We start from the raw sequence: 12,865 nt of genomic DNA on the forward strand, positions 1-12,865 counted from the left end.
CCGTTTTCCCCAACTGCGCGCCGGTTCCTTACCCGCTCGGATCACCGTTATATTGGCTTCATTCTTCGTGAAAAAAAGCATTCTGAAAGATTCATTGTTCTTGAAGGTAATAGACGAATTGCTGCCCTAAAGATTCTTTCAAATCCGAATGTGCTAACAAAGGCGCTTCGAGTCACCGATCAAAAGGTTCATTCGAACTCAGACTGAGCCCATAGCTTGTTTTGAAGTATCAGACCGTGATGATGGCAACCGCTAGATCTACTCAGGCATACCGACGAGACCGAAGGCCCATACGAATCAGCCGGCTCGTACACTTGATATCGCCCAACCGTCTTCACCAGCCGCAGGCGGTTTTCTTCCACCAGCACCTTGTAGAATCCTGCCCAGCGGCCGAAATCTCCGACCACGATATAGCCCGGGTTCGCGCTGAGCGGATCATATTCCGGAGGAGGACCTAATTGTTGATGATGCCGGATGATCTCCACCAGGACATGAGGCGGTGCATAGGTATAGGGACGATTAAGAAGGAGAAACAATTCGCTGTCGTAGGTTTCGACGAGCGCACCTGGCGGTGTATGGGCATGGAGAAATGCGGTCACCGCTATGAGGTCGCGATCGTCCTCTCGCCCTCGAAGAGCATACCGCTCTTGGACACCCACCCATAGCATCAACGCCAACAAGCCGAGAGCGACGATGACCTTCCGTCCATCGAGATCGAGACGTCTATTGCGAACCAGCATCGTCAACGTCTCACGGACATAACGCACGTCGAAATCACGTGTGAGAAAAGCGAAGAACGCGGCCGTGCAGGGCGCTGCGATGAATAAACCCGGCAAAGCATAGCGCGCCTCGCCGGCACAGAGAAACGCGAACCAGACCAGCCAGCTGCCCGCCAGCAGGATCAGCATGATTCGAACGGTGCGAACGAGGGATGGAAGCCGATCCTCCGAATCAGCCCACCACATACGCAGAACCCCATACCCCAACGCCACGATATATTCCGGCCACACGGTCAGGGTGAGTTGAAGGGTTTCCAGTCGAATCGAGGGCACAAAGACGACAGCGATCGCTTCGGCCAGCCCCTTCAGATGGGGATGCGGAATGGTATGCCCCGCCAGCAACTGGTCTTTTGCCCACAGCAGCCCGCGATAGCCCATCCACGACCCGACCAATCCCATCGCGAGCCAGCACACGATCTGCCATTCCCGGCGGCGGACGGCCAGCGCAAGAGACAGACCGAAAGAGGCCGCAAGAAATGGCGCCGCTTGCGCTTTCGTCATCCAGGCAATGCTCCAGCAGAGTACTGCAGCACCCAACCAAGCTTGCTGCCGTTCGATGTTGAGGAAACAGGCGTAGCCGGCCAGCAGAAAGAATATCATCGGCATTTCGCCCAATACCTGACGGCCGACGATCAACGGATGGATTTGCCATTTTAATGGAAACAGAATAATGAGGGCCAACGCAGCAATCGCGACTTTGCGCCCATAGAGACGATCGGCGAGATAGTACAGCAGGAGAAAAGCCCCATACGTATACAATAATCCGACCAGACGCGCCTGCCAGACACCGACGCCGAACAGGCGAAAGCTCGCGGCGATCGACGCGACGACTGGAAAATGAGCGGAGAGCAACGGCGGGGCCGGTTCGCCCTGGAGCAGGCATCCATAGTGTCCTTGTTCTATCCATGTCCGAGCAGCGCACGTCGTCCATCCTTCATCGAACCAGAAGGGTGGCAGGCTTTCCAGGTGAAACGCCCCGGAGCCGAACACGATGAGGGCGAGAACCGCCGCGACGAGGACATGCGTGCCTGTGTCAGTCCACACGAGCGGAGCGGCCACGGATGATGGACGATCGCTTATAGTTGACCCCATGCGCTCATTCGCCTTGCCGCTCACTTTTCTTTCCACGGAATCTCCCACGGCCGGACGTCCTATGCCCGATCGCGTACAGCATGATGTTCTGAAACCGATCCCGGGAATACAGCGGCATGCAGACCGCGTCGATCTGATAGTCAAAGCCCTGTGCCTCAAGCGTGGTTAGAAACCGCCCCAGCTTCGCGCGTTCGCCGTCGATCCTGTGGTGAAACTCGATCAGCGCTTCCCGAACCGCCTTCAGCCGTCCGGTGATTGCAAGATCGCTCAGGACGATATCTTCTGCGCCTTCAACGTCCAGCTTGAGGAAATCGATATCTCGTCCCGGCAACTGCGTGCCGATGACAGCCGAAAGCGCAACCGTCTCCACGGTGATAGTGTCCTTCGGCATACGCCGATAGTTGAGGCTCATGCGTAAGGACCCGGGAGGGGCATGGTCCACATGGAAGTCGGCCGTTCCGGATGCATGGGATAGCGCGGCGTTGTACAGGTGTACGTGGGATAGATTGTTCGCCTCGACATTGCGTTTGAGCAGTGCAAACGTAATCCCATCCGGTTCGAATGCATGGATTTCACTGTGCGGGTACATCCACTTGAAGAACAGCGTGGCAAGACCGATGTTGGCCCCGCAATCGAAGATCACCGGATTGCCTTTCGGTGTTTCGAAATAATACTCATTCCGCAATAGGATGACCCGAAGCAAGAGATGCATGGTTCGATAGTCAAAACACCGCACGGTGAAACCGAAGACCGTCTCTTCTTGAATCGGCCGGAACGGATGGACGAAGAGCAGTTTGGCGGTCACCCGCATATAGGTAACGAGAACGCAGGTCTTCGCTCGCACGGGCAATCGTCCGCGCAGTACGTACGGCGCGAACATGAGCGTGTCGAACACTATTTCGAGGAACAACCAGATGCCTGGGTTCATCGTGTCTCCTCGCTCATGCTGACGCGGCGATCCGGTCTTGATGTCGGATCTTCGCTTCGATCTCCTGCATGGCCTTCGCCCGGCTCGGCATGAGCAGCGGCGCACATCGGTAGACCGCGACCTTGACCGGTCCTCGGCCATGCCGCGCGATCAAGGCACGTCGCAAGTCCTCCCATTGCCCGAATACCAGGGCGCGAGAAAAGACGCGCCTCAGTTCGTCCTGTTTCAATCCCGAGGACAGCACCATGTAGGGCTGCTGTTTTTCTCGGATCAATCTGGCCATCGTTTTCAGTTTGTCAGCTGGATGCCGCAGATCAGCGAACCGGAAGTGCCGTACCCGTCGGACAACTCTTGTCCAGAGTTGATTGTCGACCGGGAATAAATCATGCGTACCGATGCCCAATGGACAAGCGGCAATCACGACCCGCGAAGAATTCTTTTGCGCATCGTCGAACGGCCAGAGCCCCCGGTCGTGAGCGAACTGCCAACTGGTATCGAAGGGATACATATCAGCAATGACCACATCCGCTTTTGGAAGCCGGGACATCTCGTACATTCTTCGCGCTGCTTCAACTCCCTGCGCATGCGCCAAAACGACATCGCCGGCAAAGAGGGCACCGATGCGCCGCTCATGATTCAGCACCACGTTGCCAATGAAGTCGAGTCCGACCATTTTCGCAACGTCCACCATGTCACGCCGAAGTTCCGTATCGACCGACCCTCCTCGCTCGCGCGCACCCCGCAGATAATCGTGCATCATGCGCGTCGTTTCAGCTCCACAGACAGCCGGGAGAATGATCTTGGCGCCTCCTGAAAAACCGGCAATCGGATGAGGATAAATGCACCCGACGCCGATTTTGAGATCGCAGGACATGAGCGTGCGATTGATCTGAAGCGGTAAGCCGGCCGGAGATACACCGAGATCGACGAGATCCCGGCGGCAATCATGCGGAATGACCCGGACGGTCCCCGCCATCCGAGCACCAACCTTCTTGGCGATTCCCTCCGCCGCTTCAGGCGGATGCGTGCCCCCTGCCACGATGATGGTGATTGCGGATTCAGCCATGCCGCCGCGTTTCAACTCACCGATCAGCAGCGGCAGCAGCTCGGCGGTGGGCGTCGGCCTCGTGAGATCATCGATCACGATCGCCGCGCTGCTTCTCGTTTTCGCCAGTTCGGACAGCGGTCGCGTGCCGATCGGCTGGGCCAGCACTTGCCGCATCCGATCTGCCGTTAGAGCCGGCTGATCCCGAGGTCCAGCTTGATAGATCTCCCACGGATCAGGGAATTCGATGGTGAGCGGCTCGTCTCCGAACCAGGCTTTCGTCCGCAGATGCACCGCAGTCATAGTTTCACGCGCGCTCCTTTACGCCTGCGATCCCAGTAGTTCCACGGCGGGTGGTCGGTCCGGCAGCCGCGCGTCTCCGGATCATTCCCCAGAGAAATCCTAACGCCAGGCATTTTTCTCCGATCCAAAATGCCCAGAAGTGCCGGGCCTTCGCAAAATTCTTGAAATCGAACGGCCCGATGATCTTCTCCGAGAACGCTTCGCGCCATCGCGGCTTGGATTTCATGCCATGCCGGCCCCACAGCAAGCTGTCCTGCACGATGACGGTCCCGGCGTCCGACTGGTACAGCCTGTACAGGAGCGCAATGCCCATTCCGCGTTGGAACGAATGGCGGCAATGTTGCCCCAGCGAGGCCCGGCGTAAATGGGTCACCGGGTTAGGCACATACACCATCATCGCTCCGCGTTTCCGCAGCCGCCAGATCAGTTCCCAGTCTTCACCAGACCCCGCGAAGCCGGGATTGAAGACGTAGCCGTCTTCAGCGAAACATTTTTCCAGCCATGCACGGACAAACAGAATATTGCCGGCATTTCCTACGAGGCCGCTTCCGTCGAGTTGCTCGACGAGCGGCGCCGGGTTCCGCCGGCGAATGGCATTCAACAGGGAATCGGTTTCCCGGTATGTTCCTCCCACGGCGGCCGCCCCGTATTCATCGATGGCTCGGATCAATCGCTCCAACCAGTCAGGAGGGGCGACCGCATCGTCGTCGATAAAGGCGATGAGGTCACCTTTGGCCCGGCGCAGGCCTTCGTTCCGTGCCCAAGCCGCGCCTCGACGGTCATGATCCACCACCGTGATGATTTCGTCGGCCGGCCTCGTTTGCTCGGCCAGTGCCGTCCGGCAGGGGGTAAGCGTGTGCCGTCCTATCGTCGGAATGATGACGGAGACAAAATGACGATCGTATCCCATCGAGCTATGAAGGCCTCCCTAACCCAATGCAATCGCATCCAGACGGATCAGCATGGGTTGAAACAGACGCATCACTTTGATGCCGATCCGGTGTAACGGCCCAGGAAGGCTGTCCACAATCCGTTCGAGTTCATGGACACGGAGCAACCCCAACCAGAAGATACCGGCCCAATAGAGAACGACCGCAAGGGTTCCTCCCGTCGCCAGCGCTATCCATGAAGAGCTGATCGCCAAGGCAATGGGAGTAAGGACGGCTAGAGTGACCGCGCAGAGCACGATGAATCGACCGCCGGCAAAGCCTTGAAAGGGGTGCGCTCCTTCAACTTGCAAGAGCCGGACGTACACAATCGCCACGCCGATGAACGAGAGGGACGTGGCCACGGACGCTCCGGCCGCGCCCCAGGACGGAACCAGCGCCACATTCAAGGCGATATTGACCACCGTGGCCGCCACGACCACTTTCAGCAACGTCAGGATCCTTCCGCGCGCCTGAATGACCGGCCTGATGACCCGAGCCAACGAGAAGGCGAATGCGCCGGGCACCAACAATTGCAGCGGCACGGACGCATCTTTGAATTCCGGTCCGAAGTACACAGTGACGATCTGTTCGGAAAACACCAGCACAAAGAGCAGGAGGAAGGCGGTCGTCAGGGCCACATAGCGCATCAATCGACTGACTAATTGCGTGATTTGATCCACCTGTCCCTGAATCCATAGACGCGCCGTCGTTTGCAGCATGACTCCCTCGATCGCGATAGGGAGAAACCACACGAACTCCGACCACTGGACGGCCGCGGCATACAGTCCCGTTTGCTGATCGCCGGCGAAGTGCCGCACCAAAACGACATCGATTGAATACAAGGTCATGGCGATTCCGGCATACGCCATAGAGGAAAGCCCGAATTGCAGCAACTCGCGGCGTGGAAGGGCCATCTTGGGTTCGCGTTCCCAAGGGCTGCCCAAAGCCCGGTGCGCGAGACACATGGTCACGACCGCCACGATTATGCCCGCTCCCAGCATTCCGCTTAGTGCCCCTAATACGCCGAAGCCGGCCGCCGCCAAGCCCACGCCGAACGCTCCGCCGAGGACAATACCGAGCGAAGCGGGCAGGGTGGCCTGCTCTTCACGATGCAGCCCATACAGAATCCCGCCGGCATGCTGAAGCACCTGTTCAGACCACAACAGGCCGATCACGACGGCAGTCAACAACAGCGATCCGAACTCAAACGGCAACGAGGATAGCAGCCAGCAAACAACGACGATCCCAATAAGGCCCGCCGCGACGGCGTTCACGGACCCGGCAAACCGGGCCAGATGTCGATGCCACGCATGATCCTCCGTCCGTTCCGCGAGGTACTTGGTGAGGGTCTGCCTCATCCCGCAGTTGGCCGGCTGCGAAGCGAGCAGCAGCAAGGCCACGTAATAGGCATATTGGCCGTACCCTTCGATGCCGAGAAGCCGGGAATACAGGGGCAGGACGATGCCGGTGACCAAAAGCTTAGTGGCAGACCAGGTTCCGACCGAAACGATGCCCTTCGAAACGGTCTTGATGGAGAGCATACCGCGCGACAAGGCCAACCTTACGGGCTAACCGACATGATTCATGAACGGCGTGGCGGCGGATGAAAACATTCGGTCGATCCAGGAGCGAATCATGCCGCGCGTCCCACGCCGCGGACATGACTCTCGTAGACTTCGACATGCGCCTGCAACGCTTTGGAGGTTTCATACGTGTCCCGCACATACGCGTAGGCGGCACGCCCCTTTTCGAGAGGGCCTTCTGCCAACAACGCTCGAATCGCTCCGGCATAGTCGTCGTTATGGACTTGTCTTCCGAATTTCGTGGCGAACTGATCCGGGTCCACACTGCTGACGATGGGGCATCCGTACGCGGCTGCCTCCAGAAACGTCAGCGGCAGGCCTTCCCGCACCGCCGTGCTCACGAACACCCAGGTGTCCGACAGCAGCCGGTGCATTCGATCTGGTTCCCGAAACCGATTGATGAGCCCCGGCATTTCCAGGTTCGGCACATCCCGATAGCGGCGCCTGAGCCGCGCATCGAAGTCCATTTCAGCCGAGGCGCTTCCTTGGCCGACGGCCACGAACCGATACTCGGGAAACATGCCGGCCAGGTCGAGAAAGATCCAGGGGCGTTTCCGCTTATCCCATCGAGCGACAAAGGTCAGCGTCGGCCGATCGCTCTTTGCCGGCAGCGTCGCCGGCACGTCGATCAAGTTCGGAAGTAAGTCCGGCAGCGTCTTCAGGCCGTACAAGCGCTTCACTTTTTCCTTGAGAAAATGCGCGGGACAGAACACGGCGTCCGCATTGCGAACAGCCTGCCGGACGAAAAGACCGGCCTCGGTCAGATAGTTGAACGGGGTCAGCAGCCTGCGCGCCGGCGTGGCATAGCGAAACTCAATCCACCAGTCCTTGAGATCCCGAGGATCACGACTCGTGACCAAATGCGTGCGCCGGGGATGTAATCGCTCGGCAAGATACGTCAGAATCGTCGGATCCTGAGAATGGAAGAGATCGGCCGACGATTGCCGGATGAGACGGCACGCGTCGAATACATTCCGCGGTGAAAAACTCCGGATCTCAACGCCTTCAATCGTCTCCTCCGGCCGCTGTCCCCGGCGTCCCGGCACAATGACACTGACTCGATGACCGGCCCGCGCCAGGCTCTCGGCGAGTTTTCTGGACATGCTCCCGAATCCGCCGTAAATCCCCCAATCGAAATACTGGCTGGTCAGAATGCAGATCGATGGGCCGGTCTTCATGCCGAGGATTCCTTCGGGCGATCGTTAGATAAGGTTCCAACCGCCGATGCGCCGGATTTCCCTTTTTCCGTCGTGGTCTGCTTCACGACCGTCATGCAAAGATCCAGATATCTCGCTGCCAGGGCCGGCCAGCCGAAGGGGATCGCGCGCCGTCGGCTTTCCGCTCCAAATCGTCGGCGCATGGGCTCATCCTCCGCCAACACTTTGAGCGCCTGGGTCAACGCCTCGATGTCACCCCACGGGACAATGTCGCCGTTGACGCCTTTCGTCACCAGTTCATCCGTCCCGCCCGTTTGCGTCACCACGACCGGCAACCCCGATGCCATCGCTTCCAGCAGCGCGATCGACATCCCTTCCTGTTGAGACGGTAAGACGAACAAGTCCGCCGCGCGATACATGTCCGGCATCCCATCTCTCGGTACATAGCCCGTAAAGGTGACAGCGTGGGCGATGTGCAGGCGCGCAGCGAGATCCCGCAACGACCTCTCCGCGTCTCCCGTCCCGACCAATGTGACGTGCACCGGCCTGCGAGAACAGCCCTGCAGCCGTGCCAGCGCTTCAAGCAGATGACGTTGACCCTTTCGTTCGATCAGCCGAGCCGCGCATACCATGTTGACTTCCCGCCGTGCCTCTCGCTCGACGGGGGAAAAGGTCTCCGTATCGACGCCGTTCGGAATGGTCACCAGCTTGAGCTCGGGCATCGTGCGCCAAGCCAATGCGGCCTGCTCGGCGCTGATGGCAGTGACGGCTCCCGCCCTTCCCCAGATGCGCCGGATAAGTGGCGTCAGGACAGGGTAGAGGCGCTGGTATCGCTCCTCAAATCCCGGCACATCCGGCCCTTGCAGAGAGAGCACATAGGGCAAACGATGTGTCAGGTTCAAGGCATAGCTCAATGCGCCGGCCGGCACGCCGGCGAAGGCGAAACTGAGATCGTATCGATGTTTCTTCAGCAGACCATAGGCGAGCCGGATCCCGCGCGCGCTGTAGCAGATCAGTTCGCGATTAGTCGAATGATGAATATTCCGATTGTCGACCGGCACTCTATGAAGGATAATCCGCTCCGAAAACCGCTCCCGTTCATAGGTGCGCCGGCTGCGCGATGAGGTGACGAGATCGACGGCGACGTCCTGGTGTTTGACCAGTTCCTGCAACAGGTAATGATTGACGACTCCCGTTCCGCCACCGAGCGGGGGGAACTCGTTATCGAACATCAGGATGCGAATGGGAGTTCTCTCCTCGTGACACGGCGGGCAACATACAAGGGGCGGCGTTTGACTTCATCGGAAATTCTTCCGATGTATTCGCCGATCACCCCGATCGTCATGAGTTGAATACCGGCTAAAAAGAAAATCGACACGACCAACGTGGTGAATCCGGGAATTCCCGCTCCCAATACTATTTTCTTGACCACATAGAACAGGGCCACGGTAAAGGACAACAGCGACACGGCAATGCCGAGCAGCGTGATGATACGCAGCGGCATGTGACTGAAGGAGATCAACCCGTCAAGCGCCAGATAGATCAGTTTGCGAAAGGTGTATTTCGGGCGCCCGGCATGTCGTGAATGGCGCTCATAGGCCACCCCGACTTGATGAAATCCGATCCAACTCCGAATTCCCCGAACAAACCGGTTCCGTTCCGGCATCTGGACGAGATGGTCCACCACGCAGCGATCCATGATGCAGAAATCGCCGGCATCGAGCGGAATTTTGATATTCGCCACGCACTGCAGCAAACGGTAAAAACCGGCATAGGCCAGGCGCTTCCCCCACCATTCCTTGCGCATGGTCCGGACGGCGTACACGACCTCCGCTCCCTCCTGCCATTTCTCCAGAAACTGCGGGAGGACTTCAGGCGGATCCTGCAAGTCCGCGTCCATGATGCACACCGCTCGCCCGCAACTGTGTTCCAATCCTGCGCTGATCGCCACCTGATGTCCGAAATTCCTGGCCAACTCCACGACCACAACGTGGCCATCGCGGTCGGCAAGTCGATTCAAAAGGGAAGGGCTTTGATCCTGGCTTCCATCGTCCACAAAAATAATTTCATACTCATGGCCAATGTCTCGAAGCACCCGGGTGAGGCGAGCATGGAGCGTTTCAATGTTCTCCGCTTCGTTGAAGACGGGGATCACAATGGAAAGAACCGGCTGAGTCCTCGCGCTCATGGCCGGCTGGTGCGCCCGATGCGTGTCCATTGGCGAGATCGGTGCCGTCCCAAGGACATCCGCTTTTCCGATCGTTGAACCGTGCGGCGGTGTTGACAAATTCCGTACAGTCACGCTGCGCTCCGTTTTGGCATCAGACTTGGCCGGATCACGTCGAGCCGGATCTTATCCGCGTTCATTAACATAGCGCCGTCCCAGTCCAGGCCGGAAAGCCGCCATGCGATCCTTCGCTGAATGGAATCACGATATCGCAGAGAACAGGATTTGCCCAGCTATATGGAAAAATGAACCATACCGGGAACCACGTAGCGGAAGGCTGTGGCAGGACGCAGGACTTACTTGCCCGAACTCTGAACTTCTTTGCCTCTCTTGCCCATGATGCCCAGACAAACGAGACCAATGAGGACCCATACCAACTCGCGGAAGCGGCGCAACAGCGCAAAGGTAATCCCGGCCACGTCGCCGTAACCGAATGTGGTGACCAGCAGCAGATTGCCCGCATCCTGCGCCCCGAGGCTGCCGGGGATAAAAAACGCTCCCCCCTTGATGAAGACCGAAAGCGCCCCGATTGCGATGGAGGCCTTGATGGTTGCCGGTTCTCCCAGGACCCTCAGCATGACGAAGACCTCAATGGTCTCGACCAGCCATCCCAAAAAAAATAGCAGAACGGACATGACGAAGCCCGAACGATTCTTGACATAGAACGCGGCGATCGTCCGATCCAACTCGAGCAGCCTCTCCTCGTGCCTGTCCAGCGCCTTGATCGCGACGCCGATCTTTCGCAGCACCCACAAAAGCGACGAGAAAATTCCTCGTCGTTGGATTAACACGAAGCCGCCGACGCCGAACGCGAGCAGCCCGACGCTCACCATGGTGGCCATCGCGGTCTTGCCCGGTGACCCGCCCGTCCCAAGCAACCAGAAGCCCACGGCCATACCAACCAAGATGAACGCAATTTGCGCGATCGTCATGGTCGTCTTGGCCGTCACAACCGACGCGAGCCCATCGACCATCGGTACGCCGTATTGTTTGAGCAGGTAGGCCTTCAGCGGCTCGCCGCCGACGTACGCGGTCGGTGTCGTCATATTGACCACCTCGCCGGCCGTCCGAATCGCCAGGAGCCGCCAAAACGGGACAATCCGGGCGTAGCGGCCGAGCGTCATGCGCCAGCCGTACGCTTCGAGCGCGTACATGAGGATGGAGGGTAGAAGGATCAGCAGCAGCGCCCATGGTCCCAGGCGCGTGACCGCATTATAAATGTTGCCGGGACCGATATGCCAAACAATGAGGCAGAGGGTGAGAAGACCGAGCGTGAGAAGGATTAATCGGAGCACGTGGCGTAGCCGGGATCATTCCTTACATAGGTGGTGCCGAAACAGAATAATGGAAGCTGTGCGATCCTGTTGATCTCTACGCGCGCGCGACCGCAGAAGGTCGGATGACCCAGAGCATTAGAAGCCAGAAGGCGGTCGAGCCGAGGGCGGCGATCCAGAGGAACCAATCGAGCCGGTCGAACAGGGCGAAGAGCAGGACGACGACGGAGAAATCACGGCTGGCAACATTCTTCAAAATAAATCGTGACCAGGCTGCTTGACCAGGCGTGCTCCATCCCCTGGTCGCGCCGATTTTTTGAGCCTTGGTCACCAGCCAGAACGAGAGCCCGTTTCCCAATACCGCCGCCGTGCCGAGCATCAGGGGAATCCATTCGGCTCCCGATCCTCGCTGGCGCACGTAAGTGCCCCAGGCAATCCCGGCGAATACGGCCATATGGACGACATTGTCCATCGCAATATCCAACCATGCTCCGAAGGCCGACTCGCGGAAGGTCAGCCGCGCCACTTCCCCGTCGCAACAGTCAATCACCGCGGCCAATTGAAACAGGATCGCCGCGACAATGCCGGCGCTATAACTGCCGAGCGCGAATCCACCCGCGGCCAATAGTCCCACCAGGGTAGCCGCCATGGTAATGACGTTGGGAGAGCAGCCTAGGCCAAGAAAGAACTTCGTAAACAAGCGTGAAACGGTGCGATTGAAATATCGGTCGACTATTCCCTCGTACTCCCCTTTCAGCGATCTGAAGAGCGTGCGCTCGGCTGATGTGGCGCTCGGTTGATCCCAGACGTCGCGATACCACAATCCGACGTCGGCGGTGGTGCCGATGACCCGAACCCGGCGCTCGGCCGCGGCCCTTTCGAGCCACCGTCGGATGGGAATTCCACCCCCAGACTCCGGCGTGCCGCTCAAGCCGGCCGCCGTGCCGGCCGCTCCCAGAATGCCGGCCGGCAAGACGACTAGGTCCGCGGCGATTTGGCTGCTCTCAAAACCGGTTTGGTTATGGAACGAGACCAGCTCATCGGCGCGTGACTCGATAGCCGGATTGCGGCGCCCCATCTGCGGCTCCCGCTCAATCGCCGTCCGCGCAACGATGAGCGCCTGCCCGCCTTGAACGGCGCCGCGCAACTGCTCGATCAGTGCTTTCGGATAGACCGCTTGCACGCCGGCGATAAGACAAAACCCATGAATCTCGGTGGCCAAGGCTTCCCATGTTCTCGGATCATCCAAGGGAAATTCCCGAATCGGCATCCATCGAACCGGAATGGTCACTCGGGGACCGCGGAGCAGGGTCTGCTTCAGCAGTTCTTCTTCCGACCCGGCCAAGATGATCAATTGGCGAATACCCGCTCGCTGCAAGGTCAACACGGTCCGCTGAAACAACGGCACGCCGCCCACTCGCGTCAATGGGCCCACATTGCTTAATCCGCGGCCCGCTCGATCGGCGAACAATCCCGTATTAGGCAACAGGATGGCCGTGGCCAGCTCCTGAACTTCCGTGCCTCGCTGCAGAATGCTTTCACTCATTG

General features: G+C 58.9%; 10 protein-coding genes. All 10 read right to left on the minus strand.

Going from position 1 to position 12,865, the window contains the following annotated elements; genetic code table 11:
- Window positions 1-188 precede the first annotated feature (188 nt).
- Window positions 189-1,907 carry an ArnT family glycosyltransferase gene (locus tag ACWGXE_RS18970; RefSeq protein WP_447599626.1) on the minus strand — a complete coding sequence of 573 codons (1,719 nt, stop codon included), beginning with the start codon at window positions 1,905-1,907 and terminating at the stop codon, window positions 189-191.
- The gene (locus ACWGXE_RS18975) at window positions 1,876-2,799 is read right to left on the minus strand and encodes an FkbM family methyltransferase (RefSeq protein ID WP_447599628.1); all 924 of its coding nucleotides are present in this window, start codon (window positions 2,797-2,799) and stop codon (window positions 1,876-1,878) included. The genes ACWGXE_RS18970 and ACWGXE_RS18975 overlap by 32 nt, the downstream gene beginning before the upstream one ends.
- A 13-nt stretch (window positions 2,800-2,812) precedes the next feature.
- On the minus strand, window positions 2,813-4,147 hold the full coding sequence (locus tag ACWGXE_RS18980; RefSeq protein ID WP_447599629.1) for a lactate racemase domain-containing protein: 1,335 nt from the start codon (window positions 4,145-4,147) through the stop codon (window positions 2,813-2,815).
- A 4-nt stretch (window positions 4,148-4,151) separates the two neighbouring features.
- Window positions 4,152-5,057, minus strand: coding sequence for a glycosyltransferase family 2 protein (locus ACWGXE_RS18985; protein WP_447599631.1), 906 nt, complete (start codon window positions 5,055-5,057; stop codon window positions 4,152-4,154).
- Between the two features lie 18 nt (window positions 5,058-5,075).
- Entirely contained in the window at window positions 5,076-6,629 is a 1,554-nt protein-coding gene (locus ACWGXE_RS18990) for a flippase (RefSeq protein WP_447599632.1), read from the minus strand.
- Between the two features lie 80 nt (window positions 6,630-6,709).
- Window positions 6,710-7,837: a glycosyltransferase family 4 protein gene (locus ACWGXE_RS18995; protein WP_447599633.1), complete on the minus strand. Its 1,128-nt coding sequence runs from the start codon at window positions 7,835-7,837 to the stop codon at window positions 6,710-6,712.
- Entirely contained in the window at window positions 7,834-9,048 is a 1,215-nt protein-coding gene (locus ACWGXE_RS19000; protein ID WP_447599635.1) for a glycosyltransferase family 4 protein, read from the minus strand. The genes ACWGXE_RS18995 and ACWGXE_RS19000 overlap by 4 nt, the downstream gene beginning before the upstream one ends.
- A complete protein-coding gene (locus ACWGXE_RS19005) occupies window positions 9,048-10,118 on the minus strand; it encodes a glycosyltransferase family 2 protein (RefSeq protein WP_447599636.1) in 1,071 nt (356 codons plus the stop codon). The genes ACWGXE_RS19000 and ACWGXE_RS19005 overlap by 1 nt, the downstream gene beginning before the upstream one ends.
- 221 nt (window positions 10,119-10,339) lie before the next feature.
- Complete coding sequence (locus ACWGXE_RS19010; protein ID WP_447599638.1) at window positions 10,340-11,338, minus strand: flippase-like domain-containing protein; 999 nt, start codon at window positions 11,336-11,338, stop codon at window positions 10,340-10,342.
- A 76-nt stretch (window positions 11,339-11,414) separates the two neighbouring features.
- Window positions 11,415-12,863 carry a CDP-alcohol phosphatidyltransferase family protein gene (locus tag ACWGXE_RS19015; RefSeq protein ID WP_447599640.1) on the minus strand — a complete coding sequence of 483 codons (1,449 nt, stop codon included), beginning with the start codon at window positions 12,861-12,863 and terminating at the stop codon, window positions 11,415-11,417.
- Between the last annotated feature and the right edge of the window lie 2 nt (window positions 12,864-12,865).

The sequence above is a fragment of the Nitrospira sp. Nam80 genome (assembly GCF_965152575.1).

Excerpts from the sequence above, each read along its gene's own strand:
- ACWGXE_RS18975 (WP_447599628.1), bottom strand. The coding sequence starts at position 2,799 with ATGAACCCAGGCATCTGGTTGTTCCTCGAAATAGTGTTCGACACGCTC.
- ACWGXE_RS18980 (WP_447599629.1), bottom strand. The coding sequence starts at position 4,147 with ATGACTGCGGTGCATCTGCGGACGAAAGCCTGGTTCGGAGACGAGCCG.
- ACWGXE_RS18985 (WP_447599631.1), bottom strand. The coding sequence starts at position 5,057 with ATGGGATACGATCGTCATTTTGTCTCCGTCATCATTCCGACGATAGGA.
- ACWGXE_RS18995 (WP_447599633.1), bottom strand. The coding sequence starts at position 7,837 with ATGAAGACCGGCCCATCGATCTGCATTCTGACCAGCCAGTATTTCGAT.
- ACWGXE_RS19000 (WP_447599635.1), bottom strand. The coding sequence starts at position 9,048 with ATGTTCGATAACGAGTTCCCCCCGCTCGGTGGCGGAACGGGAGTCGTC.
- ACWGXE_RS19015 (WP_447599640.1), bottom strand. The coding sequence starts at position 12,863 with ATGAGTGAAAGCATTCTGCAGCGAGGCACGGAAGTTCAGGAGCTGGCC.